At 62.9% G+C, this 19,960-nt stretch carries 15 protein-coding genes; 6 read left to right on the top strand and 9 right to left on the bottom strand.

Annotated features, from left to right (window positions below; translation table 11 throughout):
• The first annotated feature begins 172 nt into the window (after positions 1-172).
• Entirely contained in the window at positions 173-1,036 is an 864-nt protein-coding gene (locus GAU_RS03600; RefSeq protein ID WP_012682196.1) for a hypothetical protein, read from the top strand.
• A 1,265-nt stretch (positions 1,037-2,301) separates the two neighbouring features.
• Here the strand turns inward: GAU_RS03600 and arsB are convergent.
• The 5 genes from arsB to GAU_RS03570 form a co-directional block, all read right to left on the bottom strand.
• Entirely contained in the window at positions 2,302-3,453 is a 1,152-nt protein-coding gene (gene arsB, locus GAU_RS03590; protein ID WP_012682194.1) for an ACR3 family arsenite efflux transporter, read from the bottom strand.
• Positions 3,450-4,205, bottom strand: a complete 756-nt coding sequence (locus GAU_RS03585; RefSeq protein WP_012682193.1) for a metallophosphoesterase family protein — start codon at positions 4,203-4,205, stop codon at positions 3,450-3,452. The genes arsB and GAU_RS03585 overlap by 4 nt, the downstream gene beginning before the upstream one ends.
• 11 nt (positions 4,206-4,216) lie before the next feature.
• Positions 4,217-5,116, bottom strand: coding sequence for an arsenite methyltransferase (locus GAU_RS03580; protein ID WP_012682192.1), 900 nt, complete (start codon positions 5,114-5,116; stop codon positions 4,217-4,219).
• Positions 5,117-5,168: 52 nt separating this feature from the next.
• On the bottom strand, positions 5,169-5,504 hold the full coding sequence (locus tag GAU_RS03575; RefSeq protein ID WP_012682191.1) for an ArsR/SmtB family transcription factor: 336 nt from the start codon (positions 5,502-5,504) through the stop codon (positions 5,169-5,171).
• A 950-nt stretch (positions 5,505-6,454) separates the two neighbouring features.
• Positions 6,455-7,294, bottom strand: a complete 840-nt coding sequence (locus tag GAU_RS03570) for a hypothetical protein (RefSeq protein WP_012682190.1) — start codon at positions 7,292-7,294, stop codon at positions 6,455-6,457.
• Positions 7,295-7,405: 111 nt separating this feature from the next.
• On the opposite strand from GAU_RS03570, the gene GAU_RS03565 reads away from it, so the two are divergent.
• Both GAU_RS03565 and GAU_RS03560 read left to right on the top strand, forming a co-directional pair.
• Positions 7,406-8,134 carry a MarR family winged helix-turn-helix transcriptional regulator gene (locus tag GAU_RS03565; RefSeq protein WP_012682189.1) on the top strand — a complete coding sequence of 243 codons (729 nt, stop codon included), beginning with the start codon at positions 7,406-7,408 and terminating at the stop codon, positions 8,132-8,134.
• Entirely contained in the window at positions 8,131-8,895 is a 765-nt protein-coding gene (locus tag GAU_RS03560; RefSeq protein ID WP_012682188.1) for an MOSC domain-containing protein, read from the top strand. The genes GAU_RS03565 and GAU_RS03560 overlap by 4 nt, the downstream gene beginning before the upstream one ends.
• Before the next feature lie 131 nt (positions 8,896-9,026).
• Here the strand turns inward: GAU_RS03560 and GAU_RS03555 are convergent, their stop codons facing one another.
• Positions 9,027-9,485, bottom strand: coding sequence for a cytochrome b562 (locus tag GAU_RS03555; RefSeq protein ID WP_041265223.1), 459 nt, complete (start codon positions 9,483-9,485; stop codon positions 9,027-9,029).
• Between the two features lie 366 nt (positions 9,486-9,851).
• On the opposite strand from GAU_RS03555, the gene GAU_RS03550 reads away from it, so the two are divergent.
• Together GAU_RS03550 and GAU_RS03545 are read left to right on the top strand one after the other, a co-directional pair.
• Positions 9,852-10,388: a ubiquinol-cytochrome c reductase iron-sulfur subunit gene (locus GAU_RS03550; protein ID WP_012682186.1), complete on the top strand. Its 537-nt coding sequence runs from the start codon at positions 9,852-9,854 to the stop codon at positions 10,386-10,388.
• Positions 10,388-12,223: a cytochrome b N-terminal domain-containing protein gene (locus GAU_RS03545; protein WP_012682185.1), complete on the top strand. Its 1,836-nt coding sequence runs from the start codon at positions 10,388-10,390 to the stop codon at positions 12,221-12,223. Before GAU_RS03550 ends, GAU_RS03545 begins: the two co-directional genes overlap by 1 nt.
• A gap of 254 nt (positions 12,224-12,477) precedes the next feature.
• Here the strand turns inward: GAU_RS03545 and GAU_RS03540 are convergent, their stop codons facing one another.
• Genes GAU_RS03540 through GAU_RS20350 form a run of 3 tightly spaced genes read right to left on the bottom strand, consistent with a single transcriptional unit; the run spans position 12,478 to position 17,175 of the window.
• Complete coding sequence (locus tag GAU_RS03540) at positions 12,478-13,446, bottom strand: endonuclease/exonuclease/phosphatase family protein (RefSeq protein WP_012682184.1); 969 nt, start codon at positions 13,444-13,446, stop codon at positions 12,478-12,480.
• A 9-nt stretch (positions 13,447-13,455) separates the two neighbouring features.
• On the bottom strand, positions 13,456-15,933 hold the full coding sequence (locus GAU_RS03535; RefSeq protein WP_012682183.1) for a DNA polymerase domain-containing protein: 2,478 nt from the start codon (positions 15,931-15,933) through the stop codon (positions 13,456-13,458).
• 36 nt (positions 15,934-15,969) lie between these two features.
• Complete coding sequence (locus GAU_RS20350; protein ID WP_012682182.1) at positions 15,970-17,175, bottom strand: exo-beta-N-acetylmuramidase NamZ family protein; 1,206 nt, start codon at positions 17,173-17,175, stop codon at positions 15,970-15,972.
• A gap of 232 nt (positions 17,176-17,407) precedes the next feature.
• On the opposite strand from GAU_RS20350, the gene GAU_RS03525 reads away from it, so the two are divergent.
• Positions 17,408-19,960: a zinc-dependent metalloprotease gene (locus GAU_RS03525; protein WP_012682181.1), complete on the top strand. Its 2,553-nt coding sequence runs from the start codon at positions 17,408-17,410 to the stop codon at positions 19,958-19,960.

The following is a 19,960-nucleotide window of genomic DNA, read 5'->3' as shown; positions in this document are numbered from 1 at the left end:
CGACCCGCTGTCGATTCGGCTTGGCGAAGCGATCAGGACAGTCCCGTGCGAAGCCCGTCGGTGAGGAACGCACCATTATCTTGTCCCGGAACAAAAAAAACCGCCAGGGCTACGAATAGCTCTGGCGGGTCCATCGGGGGCCGACGAATCGGCTCAGTGCGAGAAGAATACCATGTCCCTGACCGCCGCGCAATCCTCCTACTTCGGACAGCTCAAGGCCTTGATTGAGGAGCCGCGACTGCGGCCCTATCTGGCCAAGGAGAAAGGTGATCTCGGACGCGCACTGGCCCGGTATTACTGGAATATCGACCTCTGCAAGGCCGTGTATCCGGCCCTCCAGCTGCTGGAGGTCGACCTTCGCACGCGCATCGACCGGGCCGTCGGGCCGACCGTGGTGGTCGGGCCTGATCCGGTCGACTATCGCCGGGTCCCGTCCTGGCTCACGCGGAACCCGGCCATCGTAGTCCATCGCGGCGGCACAGCCACGGTCGACCGGGCGCTCGACAAGATCTCGAGCAAGAATCCGAAACAGACCGCCCTCCGTACGCACGATGATCTGGTGGCCGCGACCTCGTTCGGGCTCTGGGTGGGCATGCTAGAAACGGCCTACGACGCGCCTGGCACCGACAGCGTGGTGCTGTGGCCCGATCTTCAACTGGCCGTGTTCCCGGGCGCTCCGGACGAGCTCATGACCTCGATTCGCACGACCTTCAACGGCCTTCGTCAGTTCAGGAATCGTGTCTTTCACCACGAGCCGATCTGGCCCAAGGGGGACACCAGTCCGGCCCCGAAGGACCAGTACGCTTCGATCCTGCGCGGACTCAAGTGGCTCGGTTCGTCGCACGCCGCGCTGGTCTCTCGTTTCTACGACCCCGTCGCGAAGCTCGATACGCCAGAGGCGCTGGAGCAGGCGTACGTGCGACTGCTCAGCAGCATCGACACCATCCTGGAAGACGCCGCGCGGCGGAAGGCAGAAAAGGAGGCCAAGAAAGCCGAGCGCAAGGCTGCGAAGCAGCCCCCATCGAGCGCCGAATAACGCAGGACGCGCAGAATCGTGCGGCGCGACGCGAGCAAGATTCTGCCTTGCCGGAGGTGGCGCTTCGAGGAGCTTCAAACCAATGCAGCTTCGCCAAGCAAGGTGGTCAGAACTTGGTGGCGGAGCTGTCACAAGGATTGGACCTCGCTAGGCGAAGTCTTGACGATGATCCATCGCCAAGGCCGGCCCCCAGAGGTGCATTTCGTTCCAAGGTGCTCCCCCTGAAACCGGTGACCATACCCCCCGCGAACGCCACCGCATGGTTTGCCACCTCTTCGACGGTCGCCGACCGGTCCTCGGAGGCGGCCGTCCACGTGGATCGGGTCGGGCATAGCCGGACGGTCGTGCACGCCAACACCGAGTAGGAGATCGACGTCATACCTACACAACCCAATGAACGGCTCAGGACTTGTGGTAATCCCACGAATGTCAGCAAAGCCCGGCCTTTTCTAGGCCATCGCGATTGCGCCATAGAGCAGTCTGGCAGTCCGAATCTTGGAGGAGGCCCCTAGAGGGCCCTGTCCATTCAGTGAGGAGCCTGCGGTCGATCAAGAAGGCTCCAACATTGAGATGGCAGTCCGAAGGGACTCTCGATTGGTGGGGTTTCCGCACTCGAGGACGGAGGCCAAGCCGAGATTGAGGAATCGAGGACCCCCACCCGGGTTACCCATACGCCTTCTGCATTCGGAAATCCCTTCGAACTCAGTTGGCGAGGCTCATTCTCCCAGACTACCGATGGCCCCAATCCGATCCCGGAGCGCGAAGCTCCACCGTCGTCGTGCAAAGCGCAGATCGTACGTTTCCCCCAAGAGGCCGGCTTCTCAGAAGTCCCGGCGGCATTCCCCTCGCCAGAGAGCGCGAAAGCCGCGACGTCTATCGCTCCAACGTATTGGCGTAGGCGCCGTGGGGGCCGTCTGCGCACAGCTCTTCAGCAAGTTGCTGGATCGAATATTCGATACAGCTCCGTAGCAGTCGTGGCGAGGCAGGCCGCAAACCGCGGCCTGCCCGCTCGCCATCTTCGGAGCTCAATACTGCACAGTGCACCCATATGGCTGCGTCTGGGTCGTGACGATCGCCTTCCCGTCCAGTCCTGCGCCGAGCGCAGCGCGCACGTAGTTCTGGGCTCCGGCAATGTCCGCGGTTTTCGTGGAAGGCTTGTCGTCGATCGCGCCCGCATGGCGCAGCACAGCACACCCGTCGGATCGACGATGGTGTACTGAGGAGTGTTGCGCGCGCCGCATAGACGGCCGAGCACACTGGCCGTGTTACGCACCACTGCCGTGGGAACGGCGCCCCTCTCCGCCGTGAGCTGATCTGCCACCGCGCGGGTCCTGAATCCTCGTTTGCCTGAAAAAGCGCTGTCGTGCCCAGAGCGCCACATGCACGAGACCAATAAGCGCGGGCACTTCGATCAACGGTCCTACCACGGCCGCCAGAGCTTCCCCCGATCCGATGCCGAACGTCGCCACAGCTACGGCAATCGCCAGTTCGAAATTGTTGCCGGTCGCGGTAAAGGCCAGAGCCGTGGTGCTCTCATAGTCGAAACCCATCCGGCGCGAAAACCAGAAACCGAAGCCGAACATCAGCAGGAAGTACACGAGCAGCGGGACAGAAATACGGACCACGTCGAGCGGCAATTCAACGAGACGATGCCCCTGCATCGCAAACATCAGCACGATGGTGTACAGCAGGCCCAGTAGCGCAGTCGGTCCGATCCGGGGCAAGAAGACGCTCTCATACCACCCGTTGCCGCGACGAGCCACGAGCAGGCGACGTGTGAGATAGCCCGCGAGCAGAGGAATTCCGAGAAAGACGAGGACGCTGACCGCGATCGGCCCCATCGTGACATCAAGAACGGCGGTCGTTCCACCGAACCAGCCCGGGATGACGGTGAGAAAGAGCCATCCCAGCACAGAATAGGTGAGGATCTGAAAGACAGAGTTGAGAGCTACGAGCACCGCCGCCAATTCCGCGGAGCCGCACGCCAATGAGTTCCAGATCAGCACCATCGCGATACAGCGCGCCAGCCCAATGAGAACGAGGCCGTTGCGATACTCCGGAAGATCAGGGAGAAACAGCCAGGCAAGCCCCAGCATGAGCAGCGGGCCCACGACCCAGTTCAGCAGCAAAGAGGTCCACAGCAGCCGACCGTCGCGGACATGATCGGCAATGGTTTCGTATCGCACCTTAGCCAGAACCGGGTACATCATCCACAACAAGCCGATTGCAATCGGCACCGATACGCCTGCGACCTGAACGCGATCCAGTATCGCGCCGAGATCGGGAACGAGACGCCCCAACAGCACCCCGGCGATCATCGCCAAGAGAATCCACACTGGCAGCAGGCGGTCGATAGTCGACAATCGACCAGTGACCGACACCGTGACAGGAGTAGCTGGAGACACCGAGGAGCTCATAGCGCAGGCGCACCACCACTGCGCAGAAAATCTCCAAACCCTTCTGGCAATCCAGCAGCAGCCACGGCCTGAACGGCCGCATCCACGTCGTAGGGCACGCGCACAAACTCAATCTCTGGAGCAGTGCCACCGAGATCGACAATCACGTAGCCTGCACGGGCATCTCCATCCTTGGGGCGGCCGACGCTGCCCGTGTTGACGAAATGCACACCGCCAACTTCCCGGTACCACGGCTTGTGCGTGTGACCGAAGGCGACCATATCGCCGGCATTCAAGCCAGCATTCTTCGCCATCGTCAGACAGAACTCATCCGAGCGGTCGGCCGTCCAGTAGAGCGTGTTCAGAGTCGGCGTGCCATGGACGAGCATGAGCCGTGGGCCTTTCAGATGCCCGCCGAGCGGACGCAGATCGATCGAGAATGGCAGCGTGGCGAGATACTGCTTTGTCGCGAGAGAAACGGCCTGCCTGGTGTATTCATAGCTGATATGCGCCAGCTCTTCCTGCCTTGGGCTTTCGACCTTGCAGCCACAATGCTTGTAGTCGGTGCCAACCGTACTGTCGTAGTTGCCCGCGATGCCGGCGATCGCCCGTGCACGCAGTCGGTCAACGACTTCGTTGGGGAACGCTGAGTATCCGACGAGATCGCCCAGGTGGTAGATCGCCGCGATGCCCTTTCGCGCATCAATGTCCGCCAGCACCGCATCCAGTGCATGCAGGTTGGCGTGAATATCTGAGATGAGAGCGTAGCGCATGAGCCTATCCTTTATGGGCAGCAGTCGGGACCACAACAGGCCCCTGATGTCGGTGATGTCGAAACGGGCTTGGTCGCCCGAACAAACGCGGCCATGAACCGGCCGTCGATCTGATCGAGATTGGCATCGACATCGATCCCGGCATCATTCAGGAACACCCGCGCATCTTCACTCTTGTACATGCGCGTGGGTTCCACGTCGGGGCCAACAAACCCGACCTCTGTGAGCAGAGCCTTGAACTGGGTTTCCTCGAGCGCGCCGGCGACACAGCCCACCCACAGCTCCATGCTGCGGCGCACGGCTTCGGGAACCTCTCCCCGCACAACGACATCGCTGATCGCGAAGCGGCCGCCAGGCTTGAGGACCCGAAACGCTTCCGCGAGCACGCGGCGCTTGTCACCGGAGAGGTTGATGACACAGTTCGAGATGATGACATCGACTGAGGCATCGGGCAGAGGAATGTGTTCGATCTGTCCCTTCAGAAACTCGACATTGGTCACGCCCGCTTCAGTCGCATTCTTCCGAGCGAGCGTGAGCATGTCGTCGGTCATATCGAGCCCGTAGGCCTTTCCCGTGGGTCCGACACGCCGCGCGGAAAGCAGCACGTCGATGCCGCCGCCAGAGCCCAGATCCAGGACCACTTCGCCCGGATTGAGCTGAGCCAGCGCGGTGGGATTGCCGCACCCGAGCGAGGCCAGCATCGCGGCGGACGGCAGCACGTCGCTCTCGCCGTTCACATAGAGATTGCTGGTGATCGGATCGACCATGCCATTGAAGGCACTGCCGCCACAGCAGGAATTGACCGGGCCGCAGCAGCTTTCGGCCGCCGCCCCTTCCGCATTCAGTACACGGCGGGCCGCCTCGCCGTACTTGGAACGCACCACGTCGGAAACATCAACGGGCGTTGTCATCGGTTACCCCATCAAAATTTGTTGATGTACAAGAGCAAAAAAAACACCACACCTACCCGCAGCACTTGCCCATCACCTTCAGCTTGCGCTGTGAGGCGCCTTCTGTTGCCAGTACACGTACGATGTCATGTACTTCGTTCAGGCCGTTGGGGATGATCGAGTAGTAAGACCACCGGCCTTCTAGGCGATCAGAGACCAATCCGACGGCCTTGAGCACCTTGAGGTGGTAGGAAAGCCGCGACTGCGCCGCGTCAAAGGCCGTCTGCAGATCACACACACAGAGCTCGCCATCTCTGAGCATATCGAGAATCGCCAAGCGGGTTTCATCTGAGAGAGCATGAAAGAGCTTGGCGGATCGTGCCAGATCAAGAGTAGTGCCGGTGACCATGTAGGATATTCAAATCAAAATAGATTGATTTGTCAACTGAGAACCGAGTGGGCGCGAACACGACGCCAGCCGATCCCCGAGCCGCTTTTGTCTCACTGAGCCCCAACAAAGTTCACCGCTTTTCTCTGATTCAGGGGATCGCGGCTCCAATGAGCTCGAATGCGTTTGCCAAGGCGTTGCGTGTCAGCGTCTACCCAGTACTCCCTTTGCCTTCAGTGGACACGCAATGGCAGAACCATCATGCCCGCGGATGCACATCTGTAGCCCGACGGGCATACATCACTCAAGGCTCTTGGTTGCTCTCAGAGCGCGCGCTGAACTATGGCGTTCCTCGGGCCAGATCGACACGAACGATATCGAAAGGCTCGCTCGTGCGAACGCCCACAAGGCCGGTTGCCCAAGTCGTATCAGAGCCAGATACCGGAGGAAGGCCTACGCGCACGCAAACCCGACCTTCGCTGGTCTCGCCAGCGACAAATATCTTGTATCTACCATCGGCTCCTACAACACCATTTCCATACATCGGCGCAAGTCTCTGACAGTCCGGCCTGGTTACTCGACTTGCCAGCGTCCTCCCGACGGCAGGAGATCCGTCAACAAGCACGGTTCCAAACACCATGGCGGTGCGGAGAGGTGACTCTACAAGGGCGCTGCTGTTGCAAGCAGCACCAATGATCCCGACAACCATCAAGCCAAGGCCTCGGCCTACCCCGCGAACGCAGCGTGACGCAACGAGCAACATGCGACGTTCTCCGTCTATGGTTGTTGATGAATATGTCCCAGCGCCTTGAGACATTGGAGTAGTGCCAAGATCGCATATGGAGAGTGAACCCAGCGGCGCGATCGCACGAAACGTGCTCCGACCGAGCATCGCGATGGGTGCTCGGTCGAAGAGAGATGATTCGCCACAGCACTGCGTCCAGAGCATGTGAACCATGCTGCGGCACGGGTCACCGACGCGCCGTCGCTCCACCCGCGTCCACCTTGCCCGGCAGGGTAAGAGTCCGCGAGGCAATGTCGAATACGTCCACCACACACAGCAGTGGATTGTGCACGCTGTCGTTCACCCGCAGCGCGGCGGTGACGCCATCGAACTGGAAAGTGCTGGGAAAGCCCATGTCCTTGAGCGGCACGTCGACGCGGATGCTGTTGCCGGTGAGTTCCGGTTCGTAGCCCGGGCTGTCGATGAAGATCGGCAAGCCTGGCCAGGTGGCCGGCAACTTCGGCGTGGTGCCGGACTGGATGTCGCGCACTTTGAGCGCGCCGGGACCACAGGACTCGTCGGGCGTGAGCACGACCCAATGGGAGTGCCAGAGATTGCCGTCGTTCTTGGGATCGCCATCGCCATTTTCGTCGTAGTGCGGCGTATCGTCGAAATCGGGGTGCGACGTGGCTGCCAGGGCGAGCGTGCCGGTCTTGCCCTCGAACCCCACGACGGACGGGTCCAGCGACGTAGGCCAGACGTACGAGAACACGCCACTGCCGGCCAGCTTGCCTGACGGGGTCGGAGTCGACGCCCCCGCCTTGCCGCTGACCCGCTCAACGAACACCAGCTTCGTCCCTTCACGGGTGACCGTGGTCTGCACCAGATCGAACGGCGCGAGGCGGGCACCTTCGAGTGTCTTGGACGTCGCATCTTTGGCCGGGGAGTCGATGCGGTCGGGCGTGTCCGACGACAGGGCGTACAGTCCCCCACCCGCAATGCTGGCAATCAACGCGCCAGCCAGCAGCGCGGAACGACCGATCCGACTGGAGCCGGACCCCTTTGGTGTTGGGAAATGATTGGACATGGTTCCGTGGATTGAGAGTTAGTTAGGACTCCTAAGTGTAGCAAAATGCTAAGGAGTCCTTATTTTCCTGTCAACCCACAGTTTTGCCTGTGCCCTTCGTCCGCTGCTTCCGTGCCTCGATCCACGCCCACGCCTCGATCCACCAATCCTGATGCCGATCCGGCGCCGGATCCGCTCGTGCAGCAGGTCGGTGCCGGCCTGTTCAAACTCGGCCTGGCCCTCCGCACGCACGCGTGGCGGGAGAATGGTCCGCGTGGACTGACGCCAACCCAGGCGCAGGTACTCGCCCTGCTTCATGCGAGCGCCGTACCGTTGCGGCTTTCGGCGGTGGCCGATGGCCTGGCCGTCACGTTGCCCACGGCCAGTGATGCCGTGAAAGCGCTCGTGGCCAAAGGGTTCGTGGAGAAAACCCGCGCCGATGACGATGGCCGGGCCATTGCCCTCACATTGACGGCACTCGGTCAGGACGAGGCGCGCCGCGGAGAAAGTGGACCGGAGTTTGTCGCGGCCGTGGTCGATGCTCTCACACCCGACGAGCAGGCCGCTTTTCTGCGCTCACTCACGAAGATGGTGCACACGCTGCAGGAGCGCGGCGACATCGCGCCGGCCCGCATGTGCGTGAGCTGCCAGTTCTTTCGCCCCTGGGCACATCCAGAGGACGGCGAGCGCCCACATCACTGTGCTTTTGTCGACGCACCGTTTGGTGATCGGGCACTACGCCTGGATTGTCCGGACTACCTGCAGGAAATCGACGATGTGGCCGAGGCACGATTTCGCCGGTTCGAGAAGACACCGAGTGATGGCGACCTCACGGCGCCACGCTGTGCGGGAGCGCCATGAATCACGCCGCGCAACACCCGTCGGATCACACGCTTCGTGTGCAGTCACTGCAGTCGGTGCAGGTCGGATTGCCGCAGACCTTCGGCAGCCCGGGCGCGGATCATGCCTTCGATCGGGAATGGACCACGGGATTCGTCAAGACCGCCGTGCACGGGCCGGTGCATGTCGGCACCACGAACCTCGTGGGGGATGGGCAAGCCGATCGGGTGCATCACGGTGGGCCGGACAAGGCCGTACTGGCCTATGCCGCTTCCCACTACCCGATGTGGCAGGCAGAATTGGCCACGTATCTGCGGGAAGTCGCGGCCGGTCCATTGGGCGCGGGAGCATTCGGCGAGAATCTCACGATCGACGGCATGACCGAAGCCGATGTGGCCATTGGTGATGTGCACCGCATCGGCAGTGTGGTCCTGCAGGTGGCGCAGCCGCGCAGTCCGTGCTGGAAGATCGCCCGTCGATGGCGCATTCACGATCTCGCGGCGCGCGTTCAGCAAAGCGGACGAACGGGCTGGTACTACCGGGTGCTCGAAGAAGGTCTGCTCGAAGCCGGACAGTCCGTCATCGTTGAATCCTGTCCACATCCGGAGTGGACCGTGGCGCGTGTGTTTGCGCTGCGGTACGCCAGAGCAGCCGATCCTGCAGACCTCGCGGCGCTCATGGCCTGCCCATCTCTGGCTCAGGCACTACGCGCAACACTCGAGCGCCAGTTGCGGCAGGGCGGCGCCCGATCCGATCAGGCTCGGCTCATCGGGCCCAACTAGTGTGGGGCGGCGATCAACGGGGTGCCACACTCATCACATCTTCGTCCTGCCACTGAAAAACAGCGCCCCGCACCGGACTTGGTGCGGGGCGCTTCGAATACCGAGCCCACAGTCTCAGGAACGCGTGCCGATCAGAGGCCCGGCGGCGCGCCCGCCTTGCGGATGCGGAATTCCTTGTGGCCGTCGCGCTGCTGGTCCTTCATGGTGTCGATGATCTTCGACGCTTCGGCGTTGTTGCCGGCCTTCACGGCCGTGCGAAGCTTGGTCACAGTGTCGAGGAACACCTTCATGCCGGCCTTGTAGTCGGCCACGAACTTGGCCTGCTGGGCGGCCGGGACCTGCCCCTTCTTCTCGGGGTCGAGCGCCATCGCTTCCTTGGCGTTGGTCTCGATGACATCGAGCTGCTTCAGGGTGCTGGCGTTCTTGGTGGGGTCGTCGATCTGGCGGCCAACGGCTTTGAAAGCGGTGTTGATGGCGGCCATCTTCTTACCGAGAGGCGTCTTTTCGTCATCCTGGAAACGAAAAGCTGCCTGCGTGAGTGCGAGTGCGAGGACGCAAAGGGCGCCGAGCTGACGAACTCGAAGTTGCATAGTAGAAGCGTGTCCTGAGGGAGGTGGGAGATCGCGGGGCACCCGGGTGTCCGATTCGGGATGTCAGATGCGGGCGTATCTGGCAGGAATTACGTGCCGGTCGGCCTGTTCGCTGGTCCCCGTCTGCCGATGTACCGTAACGGCCGCGTGGTGTTCCGGTTGGTGACCCACCGGGGGTGGCGTGGGGCAGCAATTCATGTGCGCATTGCGTACTATCCCCACTGAGACCCGTTGTGCAGAGGTGCCGTTGTGTCGCTGGTGTTCCCACCGGGTCCGCACAGTCAGGTCACCTCGCTTCCGACCGTTCCTCACCCGGCCTCCTCCCGCCCAGAGGCCGTCCGCGTTTTCCCGGATCACCACGACGACATGTCCGAGAACCAGCAGGCGCCCAACCGGCGCAATTTCGTCACCAAGGCCGCTGCGATCGTCGTGGGCGGCCTCATTTCCGTCGTGGCGCCCGTCGCCGGTGTGCTGACGTTCCTCGACCCCCTGCGCCGCAAGTCGGACACCCGTGGCATGGTGCGCATCGCGCCCTTCTCCTCGCTGCCCGAAAACGGCGAACCACGCAAGTTCCCGGTGCTCGATACGCTGGTGGATGCCTGGAACAAGACGGAAAACGTGCCCATCGGCTCGGTGTATGTGCAGCGCACCGGCGACGACACGGTGCGCGTGCTCAATTCCGTGTGTCCGCACCTGGGATGTTCGGTGGGATACCGCGCGGCCACGCAGGGGTACTTCTGCCCCTGCCACAAAAGCGCGTTCGCGATCAGTGGTGCCATCGCTGACCCGAAGAGCCCGAGTCCGCGCGGGATGGACGAACTGACGGCGGAAGTCCGGAATGGGGAGATCTGGGTGAAGTTCCAGAACTTCCGCAAAGGCTCCCCCGACAAGATCCCCGTCTGATGGCGCATCATCACAACGACGGATCGCCGGAACCTGAAACAGGCGGCAGCAATCTGAAGAAAGCCGAGGCGTGGCTCGACAACCGCACCGGCTTCAAGGGGCTGTTGAACGAAGTGCTGTTCGAAAACGTCCCGGGCGGCTCACGCTGGCGGTACGTGTGGGGCAGCACGCTGTCGTTCTTCTTCGTGGTGCAGGTCATCACGGGCACGTTCCTGTGGATGTCGTACAGCCCCAGCACGCAGTCGGCGTGGGAAAGTGTGTACTTCATCCAGCATCAGATGTGGGGTGGTTGGTTCCTGCGTGGCTTGCACCACTTCGTCGCCCAGGCGATGACCGTGCTGCTGGTACTGCACCTCATGCAGGTCATCATCGACGGCGCGTACAAGGCACCACGCGAAGTGAACTACTGGTTCGGCGTGGTGTTGCTGTTGCTCATTCTGGCGCTGTCCCTCACTGGCTACCTGCTGCCGTGGGATCAGAACGGCTATTGGTCCACGGCGGTCTCCACCAACCTGGTGGGCATGAGTCCCATCGTGGGCCAGGCGGCACAAACGGTGGTGGTGGGCGGTGCCAACTATGGGCACCAAACACTCTCACGATTCCTGGCGCTGCACGCTGGTGTGATTCCCGGCGTGATCATTCTGTTCATCGTCGGGCACGTGTACCTGTTCCGCCGGCACGGCATCACGCCCAAGCAGCCGCTCAAGGGCCCTGACGAAGGCTTCTGGCCCGAGCAGATCCTCAAGGATGTGGTGGCCTGCCTCGCGGTGCTGATGGTCGTGCTGTTCTTCGTCGTTCGCGAGCACGGAGCCCCGCTCGGCGCTCCGGCTGATCCTTCGGAACAGTTCTCGGCGGCACGCCCCGAGTGGTACTTCCTGTTCCTGTTTCAGATGCTGAAGTACTTCCCTGGCAAGACGGAGATCATCGGCGCCATCGTGCTGCCGACGGTGCTGCTGTTGACGCTTGCCGCGATGCCGATCATCGGAAAGTGGCGCCTGGGTCATCGCTTCAACCTGGGCTTCATGGGCGTGATGCTGTTCGGCGTCGCGTTGCTCACCTGGCAGGCGATGTCGGCCGATCGCAACGACGTGGAGTTCCAGGCGGCCAAGGCCACGGCCAAGCGTGATGCGGCGCGTGCGGTGGAACTGGCCAACGGCGGTGTGCCGATCACGGGTGCGCTTTCGCTGATGCGCGACGATGCCTACACGCGCGGTCCGCGCATCTTCTCACAGAACTGCGCCTCCTGCCATCGCTTCGACGGGCACGATGGCCTGGGCAATCCGCTGCCGAAGGACTCTATCTCGGCGTCCGACCTCAAGGGCTTTGGCTCGCGCGAGTGGGTGAGGGGCTTCCTCCATGCCGATACCATCCTGACGTCGCGCTACTGGGGTGGCACGATCCACGCCGAAGGTGACATGGCCATGTGGCTGGCCGATCACATGCCGGAAGACGAGGACGAAGAGCTCACCCGCGAGAACGTGGTATTGGCCCTCTCCTACCAGGCCAAGCTGCGCTCACAGTCGGCGCTGGACGTGCGCGACAGCGCCCGTATCGCGTCGGGTGTTGCCTTCATGCGCAACACCTCGAGCGGCTGCGCCGAGTGCCACAAGTTCCAGGATGTGGGCACCGACAGCCCGGAACTCACCGACTGGGGTTCACGCGCTTGGACGATCGATTTCGTAGCCGATCCGACGCATCCGCGCTTCTTCGGTCGCGACAATGATCGCATGCCGTCGTTTGGCACCGAAAAGACGCTGACGCAACGCGAAATCGAGATGGTCGTGGATTGGCTGCGTGGTGAGTGGCAGACACCCAAGGCTGCCGCAAAACCGTAGCGAGTCTGGAGCTTTGTCAGAATTGAGAGTGCGGGGGACGTGCAGACGTTCTCCGCATTTTCATTTGACGGAGTCGGATTGGAGCATTGAACAGCGGGGGGAACACAGAGGACACAAAGAAAAGCTGAAAAGCACAGATACAACTAAAAATGAAAAATTGATGATCGTAGACCGGACCTATTCCTATCCAAGTGGTATCTGTGCGTTTGTTGTTTTTGTTTTTGTGTCATCTGTGTTCCCCCCGCTGTACCCAATCAGCCAGACTGCGGCGCCATGCTCATCTGGCACCACACCGGGCGATGATCGGACATGTAGTAGCGGAGATACGCACAGAACTTCTTGCGATCCTGGTTCACCGCGCCGTTCCAGAGTGCGCTGAAGATCGCGGTGTCGTAGTCGAACACGCCCATGGTCTTGAGCTTCGGTTCGGTCTGTTCGGGGAAATACAGGATCTGGTCGTACTGATTGTCGGACGCGATGGCGGATGGCACCTGTGAGGAGTGTGCGGGCCGCTTGAGCCCCGCCTGGGTGGCCGCACTGTACACCAGATTGCCCGGTTCGCCGCGGGGCATGTTGAAGTCGCCAAGGGCGAGCACATCGCGGGTGGTGGCGTACTTGCTGGCTGCCCGCAGTCGCGACCATCGCGCCACGGCCGCCGTCTCGAGCGCACGTCGGTGGATGTGTGCCTCCTGCTCTCCACCGAAGTACAGGTGCACGTTGAGCAGCGTGAGACTGAAATGCTCTGCGACGAACGTGCCGAGGTAGGGACTGCGATCGAAGCCGGCAAAGGCTCCGCTTGCCCCTTCGACACTCACCGACTTGTACTGCGACGGCGGGAACGCCACTTCGCCAATTTCCTCGGACAATTTCACTTTGCGCGAGTCGTACACGAAGGCCATGCGCTCGTTGTTGCCCGAAGCATCGGACATCACGTAGCGGTACTTCGTGCCCATGAGCTGCACGATATAGGCGAGATCGGCAAAGTTGTCGTTGACCTCCTGCACCGCCACGAGATCGAACCAGCTCAACATCTCGGCAATGAGCGCAAAGTCTTCATCGCGTCGTTGCTGTGCCCCAAGGTTCGCCACATTCCAGGTGGCAATGAGCACCGTATCGGCAGTCTTTGCCGGAATGCCGCGGAGTTTTTTGTGCGCACGCAACGCGCGCTTTTCGGCGGCCACGTCGCACGTGAAATCGATGGACGGCTTCGGAAAGGGAGGCATGCCGTGAAGTTACTTCGCCGGCTCCGCGAGCGCCGCCCATTCTTCATCAATGCGTGTGGCGATCGGGCGAATGTGCTCGATGCCAGATGGGAACAGCGGCAACTGTCGCGGGTCGGCAAAAACCACCGCAAAATCTTGCGGCGTAAACGCGCGGTCGAGTCTGGTTGCGAACGTACGACGCAACAATGCGATGTAGTACGCACGGTCATAGTCCCGCGGGTCGTCATCGAGGCGCAATTCGTCATCGATCTCATCGATGATGCGACCGCCGCCCGTCGTACGATATACACGGACCCGCTCGCCAATGCGCCATGTCGTTCGACCACTCTGCAACATCGCTTCGTACGCAAACTCACGACGATCCCCTCGTGTTCCCGCATAGGCCACAGGAGATTTTCGCAGCCGTACACGGGATGTCAGGTCGGCCGTTGGCATTTCGCCCCGAGCAATTGCGGTGATTGTGTTCACGAACACCCGACGCACGCCCACCACATCGTCCTGCAGCAGACACTCGATGGCGGCGCGCAGGAACTGTTCACCGAACGGCTCGGCACGACTGGAGCGGAAGGCCACCCCTTTGAGCACGAGACGCTCGTCGCGGGTGAGCAGCGCGTAGTTCTTGGGTTCATGCGAAAGCATGGCCGCATAGCGTCCTTCAAACTCGAGCCGCACCAGTGGAGGCAATAGCGAGGCCACTTCATCCACCACGCGTCGTTCGTCGGCTTCGCTCCATTCCGTGGGCACCGCGAAATAGATACCGTCGGTATCCGCTTCGAGCAGCGTCACGCCACGCTCGGCGAGCGCCCGGCACATCTGCCGGAGTGTTTCACGACCGCGGCGGGTCACCTCGTTCGCGGCATGCACATCGGCAAATCGTGTCAGCCCCTCGCCGGCGGCCATGTATCCGTAGGCCGAGTTGACGACCAGCTTCATCGCGGCCGAAAGCGCTTCCTGTGTGAATTGTTCATCCGACCCCGGTGCGGCAGCTCGCGCCCGTGCCTTGGCAGCGAGTCGTTGCTGCACGAGCCGGTCAACCAGCATCAACAAAGCGCCGAGGTGATCGCTGCGCGGGCCGATCTGATATTCGCGCATCAGCGACGGATACAGACTGGCCACGTCGGCCTTCACGATGCGCTGCGCCACACCCGACGTGAACAAGTGCAGCGCCGCACCACTGTGCACGGTGCCGTCAGTGCTGGCGTACGCCGGCACGGCTTCACCGGCCCGCAGGTATGTGCGCACCAGCATCGGATCGATCACACCGGTTGCCGGCCCGGCGTCCGCTAGGCGCTCATATCGGCGCGGTGCGATGCGGGCCAGCGCAAACGCGGCGCCGCCGAGCAGGCGGGCCAGTCCCTCCACTTCGGTGACGTCGGCCGTGGCATAGCGACGTACACGAGCGGGATCGGTGCGATAGACCTCGTGAATGCGATCACCACGAATGAGCTCGCGTTCAGGACCGGCCAGGCCGAAGTGTCGTGCCACAGGCTTGAGCCCGTGGCCAGGCAAGTCCCGCACCGCAAAGTCGTACCGGCGTACGGCGTCGAGTGTATCGATGCACTCACGCCCCGGTGCCACGAACCGTACACGGCGATCGGACATGGTCGCTGCTGATGTATGTCCTTCGGCCTCATCGGCAGACTCCCCGCCCTGTTTTGCACGGGTATCCGCTGGCACCCGCGTGCCACGCATCGCGACCCGTTCCTGCAACGGCACACCGGCCAGCCGACCCAACACGAGGGACACACCCAACTGTTTTGCACGGCGATGCAGAAACGGCAGGTCGAAACCATGCAGATTGTGATTCTCGAGCACATCGGGGTCGATGCGCTGAATGGCCGCAGCAAAGCGCCGCAACAATGACGCTTCGGCGGCGTCATCATCGCCCTTGGCTTCGAGCAAGCCTACGGCACCTTCCGGCGAACGGAGTGCGATGAGAAAAATGCGGTCCGTAGCCGGATCGAGTCCGGTGGTCTCGAGGTCGAACTGCGCCCGTCGCAGTTGTGCGAAGCTGAGATCACGGAAGTAGTTGCGTCCTGTGGCGACCAGGTATTGCTCGTCGGGCGGCAGGATATGACGCGCATGGCGATCGAGCTGCTGTAGTCGCGTGATGCGCACGCCGGTGCGCTGCGAGGCACCGCGTGTGATGGCCTGTTCGAGTGTACGCCAGCGATCGGCCGAGACCACGTAGCGCAGTGCGCCGGGGCCATGGAGTTCGCGGTATCGGATGCCGGTGTTCTGGCCCGTCTGCGATTCGGCCGCGTACGGCACACCAGAGGCTTCGAGATCCTCGAGGCTGGCCAGCAACAGCCATGGCCGGAAGCGCGCGTCTTCCCGTACCAGCGCTCCTCCTTCCGGACGCCGCCACACAATGGCCTGCCCCGCATCATTCGCCCAGACCGACACAATGGCGGGTGTGGGATCCCAGCCCCAGAGCCATTCGTCGGCTGTGTCTTGGGACGACACCGATGTTGGCAGCGTGTTCACGCGAGATGCAGGTACAAGTGTATGCGGTGCGGGCGCTCAGTACAGACGCGCCGATGCGGTGCGCTCACGCCACGCCGATACCTGCGTGATGGCATGTCGCTCTGCGGGCGTGAGATGTCCGACACGATCCCGGAGGTCGGCGCGTCCGATGAGCCGAGCAAAGTGGTCTGCTCCGCTGGGGTTGGCCGCTGTGGGATACACCGCCCACTGAAATTGCGTCGGGTGCAGCCGCACGATGGCATCGAGCAGCGCGAGGCCCAGTCGCACGGGGCTGGTGTGTTGCGCAATCCAGGACGCGTCATCGTCGGAAGCGCGGCTCAGCACCCGCACACCATGACAACCGGTGCCGACGTTGGGGCCCTCGGCGGGTGTGAAGTGGCATGCGCTGAGCACCGCGCCAGCATCAGACGCCTCTGCCTCCACCATCTCGATGAGTGCGGCAGCGTCGAGCCAGGGCGCACCAACCTGCGCGAACGGACGGTCGGTCCCCCGGCCGACACTGAGATTGGTGGCTTCGAAAAGACAGGTGCCTGTGTACCAGATGGCGCACTCGAAGTGCGGCATGGCGGGTGATGTTGGCACCCAGGGGCGCCCGACGGCGGGCCACGCGCGCTTCCGTTCCCATTCTTCGCACGGGATCACTTCGAGTGACACGCCAGGGAGATGCTCCTGTTGCCACAGTCTCGCCAACTCGCCGAGGGTGAGACTGTGGCGCAACGGGATGTCATCTTCGCCGAGGAATGAGCGGCAGGCCTCGGTGAGCACCGGGCCTTCGGCCGCGTGCGCACAACCACCCAACGGATTGGGGCGATCCAGCACGACAACGGGTAGACCTGCCTCCGCACAGGCATGCAGCACATGAAAGAGGGTCCACGCATACGTGTAACACCGCGCGCCGATATCGGGGATGTCGAACAGCATGACATCCAGATCGGCCAAGTGGTCAGGCGCGGGGCGCATCCGCGCACCATACAGCGACACCACGGGCAGCCCCGTGCGCCCATCCACACGATCGTGCACGGCCGCTCCATCGGCTTCGGTGGCCACCAAGCCGTGCTCGGGGCCAAAGAGCCGCTGAATGGGAAGCCCGGCGTCGATCAGCGCCGAACGACTGTAGTGGGTGCCCTCGGCCGCGAGCCGTGCTGCATCATTGGTGACCAGGCCGGCGCGCCCCCTCCGGGCTGGTGCGCCGGGCCGTTCCAGTTGATCAAGCAGGACATCGACACCGAATCGGACAGGCATGGTCGGGCGAGGTCGGAAGGGTGAGGGCGCGCGACCGGTGGTGGCAGTCCGCGGTCACAATCTACCACGGACATTTTGTGCCCTGGCGCGCGCGGGTGACCGGAAAGGCGAGCTGGCTGGGGCGACCGTCCCGAGCTTTGTTCCTGGATTCGACCGGGGAGGGCAGCGCCGGCCGGGTGCGCAGCGTACAGTTGGCGATGGGCACCTCCACACCCCTGCACCGCCTGCGCACATGATCAGACCTTCGCTGGTCCCTCTCCCGTCACGATTGGCCGCCCTGCTGGGTGCCTTGGCCGTGACCTCGACTTCCCTCGCCGCGCAGAATCCTCCGGCAACTGGTGCTGGCGCCGCCGGTGGCGCGGCAGCGGCCACCACGGGTCAACCGCCTGCGGCTGGTCAGGGGGGCGCGACGCGCGGCCCTCGGCCCTATGCCCAAGTCGTTCCGTCACGCGCCCGCACCGATCGCGGTGGCATCACGGTACACAAGGTCGACGAGCGCTTCCTGTTCGAAGTGCCCGACTCGCTCATGGGGCGCGACTTTTTGATGGTCACGCGCGTGGCCGGTGTGCCGGCCGGTTCGGGCGGCTTCCAGAGCGCCGGCAGCTCGCTCAATGAACGGCTCGTGCGGTGGGAGCGTGTGGGCGACCGCGTGCTGCTCAAGAGTATCAGCACTGCGGCCGTCGCCGACGATTCGCTGCCCATCGCGAAGAGCGTTGCCCAGAACTACTACCCGGCCATCATCGGGGCCTTCCCGGTGGCGGCCTATGGACGCGACAGCGCGTCGGCCGTCATCGACGTGACCGATTTCTTCGGTTCGGACAATCCGGCCACCTCGGGGCTCGATGCCAACCAGCGCCGCGCGTATGGCGTGCGCCGCTACGATCCGGCGCGCTCCTACATCGCGAGCGTCCGCGGCTTCCCGATCAATGTGGAAGTCCGTCAGGTGCAGACCTTCGACGCCGCCACGCCGCCCAGTGATCCGGACGGTGGTTCAGTGACGATGGAAACGCGTCAGTCGATCGTGTTGCTGCCGAAGACCCCGATGCGCGCACGGTACTCCGACGCACGGGTGGGCTACTTCACGGTGGATCGCATCAACTACGGTCTCGATGTCCAGAAGGCCGAAAGCCAGACGTTCATCACGCGCTGGCGCCTCGAACCGAAGGATCCGGCGGCCTACGCGCGCGGTGAACTCGTCGAGCCCGTGAAGCCGATCGTGTACTATCTCGATCCCGCCACGCCGACCCGCTGGAAGCCCTTCGTGAAGCAGGGCGTGGAAGACTGGCAGAAGGTGTTCGAGAAGGCGGGGTTCAAGAACGCCATCATTGCCAAGGACGTACCCAGCGCGTCGGAAGATCCCGACTTCGATATGGACGATGCGCGTTACAGCATCGTGCGCTGGGCGGCGAGCCTGACGCGCAACGCGACAGGCCCGCACACGCATGACCCGCGTTCGGGTGAGATCATCAACAGCGAGATCACGTGGTACCACAACCACATGCGCTCGTATCGCAACTGGCTCATCATGGAGACCGGCGCTGCCAACCCGGCGGCGCGCACGCTCAACATGCCCGACGAGCTGATGGGCGAGACGATGCGGCAAGTGATCACGCACGAAATCGGCCACGCGCTCGGCTTGCAGCACAATATGATCGCATCGGCGTCGTTCCCGGTGGACTCCCTGCGCAGCGTGACCTTCACGCGGAAGTACGGCGTGAGCGCGACCATCATGGACTACGCACGTCAGAACTACATCGCACAGCCGGGTGACGGTCTGCAGGCCAAGGATTTCATCCGTCGCCTCGGACCCTTCGACGACTATGCGATCAACTGGGGCTACCGCGTCACCAACACGCCGTCGCCGGAAGCGGAACGCAAGGTGTTGCACGACTGGCTGGTGAACCAGAACACGCCGTTCCCATACCGCTACGTGGCGCAGCAGGCCGGTTCGGCCGATCCGCGCAATCAGACGGAAGATCTGGGCGACGATCCGGTGAAGGCATCGACGTATTCGACGGCGAACTACAAGCGCATGATTCCACAGCTCGTGCAGTGGACCACGGCGCCCGGTGAAGACTTCACCGAATTGCGGGAAGTGTACGAAGAGTCGGTGGGTCGCTGGTTCGGCAACATGGGCCATGTGGCCACCGTGATCGGCGGTGTGGAAGTGGACCTCAAGACGGGTGAGCAGTCGGGCGCGGTGTACAAGGTCGTGCCCAAGGCGCGTCAGAAGGCGGCACTGGCCTTCCTGAGCGCCACCGCCATCACCACGCCGGAGTGGTTGCAGCCGAAGGAGATCACCAGCCGCATCGGTCCGAACCCGATCGTGACCACGCGGCAGGCCGCGCTGATCACGTCGCTGCTCGCACCGGGGCGTTTGGGTCGCATGGCCGAGTCGGAGCGGTACGATGGCGTGAGCGCGTATCCGTTGGCCGAGTACATGGGTGACCTGACGCGGGCCGTGTTCCCCAACGCGACCACCGATCTCAATCGCCGGCAGCTCCAGCGGGTGTACATCCAGCGTCTCGAGGCCCTCATCTCGCCGCCGACGACGCCGGCCGGTGGTGGCGGCCCCGGCGGTGGATTTGGCGGCCCGCAGCGCTTCCTGCCGTTCATCACGGCACCGGCGGTCCAAACCAGCGACATGCCGGCGCTCGCGCGTCAGCAGCTCCGCGAAATTCAACGCAGCGCGCGGACGTTCGGAGTGGGCAGCACTTCGGCGACCACGCGTGCACATTGGAATGACTTGGCTGAACGCATCACGTCCATCCTCGAACCTCGCTGA

This window comes from Gemmatimonas aurantiaca T-27, from assembly GCF_000010305.1.
Taxonomy (GTDB): Bacteria; Gemmatimonadota; Gemmatimonadetes; order Gemmatimonadales; family Gemmatimonadaceae; genus Gemmatimonas; species Gemmatimonas aurantiaca.
This window is presented reverse-complemented; position numbering and strand designations above follow the sequence as displayed.

Bases quoted from the DNA above. Each gene is read 5' to 3' on its own strand.
- GAU_RS03585 (WP_012682193.1), bottom strand. From the start codon at position 4,205: ATGCGCTACGCTCTCATCTCAGATATTCACGCCAACCTGCATGCACTG.
- GAU_RS03580 (WP_012682192.1), bottom strand. From the start codon at position 5,116: ATGACAACGCCCGTTGATGTTTCCGACGTGGTGCGTTCCAAGTACGGC.
- GAU_RS03600 (WP_012682196.1), top strand. From the start codon at position 173: ATGTCCCTGACCGCCGCGCAATCCTCCTACTTCGGACAGCTCAAGGCC.
- GAU_RS03575 (WP_012682191.1), bottom strand. From the start codon at position 5,504: ATGGTCACCGGCACTACTCTTGATCTGGCACGATCCGCCAAGCTCTTT.
- GAU_RS03550 (WP_012682186.1), top strand. From the start codon at position 9,852: ATGTCCGAGAACCAGCAGGCGCCCAACCGGCGCAATTTCGTCACCAAG.
- GAU_RS03560 (WP_012682188.1), top strand. From the start codon at position 8,131: ATGAATCACGCCGCGCAACACCCGTCGGATCACACGCTTCGTGTGCAG.
- GAU_RS03570 (WP_012682190.1), bottom strand. From the start codon at position 7,294: ATGTCCAATCATTTCCCAACACCAAAGGGGTCCGGCTCCAGTCGGATC.
- GAU_RS03525 (WP_012682181.1), top strand. From the start codon at position 17,408: ATGATCAGACCTTCGCTGGTCCCTCTCCCGTCACGATTGGCCGCCCTG.
- arsB (WP_012682194.1), bottom strand. From the start codon at position 3,453: ATGAGCTCCTCGGTGTCTCCAGCTACTCCTGTCACGGTGTCGGTCACT.
- GAU_RS03545 (WP_012682185.1), top strand. From the start codon at position 10,388: ATGGCGCATCATCACAACGACGGATCGCCGGAACCTGAAACAGGCGGC.
- GAU_RS03540 (WP_012682184.1), bottom strand. From the start codon at position 13,446: ATGCCTCCCTTTCCGAAGCCGTCCATCGATTTCACGTGCGACGTGGCC.
- GAU_RS03555 (WP_041265223.1), bottom strand. From the start codon at position 9,485: ATGCAACTTCGAGTTCGTCAGCTCGGCGCCCTTTGCGTCCTCGCACTC.
- GAU_RS20350 (WP_012682182.1), bottom strand. From the start codon at position 17,175: ATGCCTGTCCGATTCGGTGTCGATGTCCTGCTTGATCAACTGGAACGG.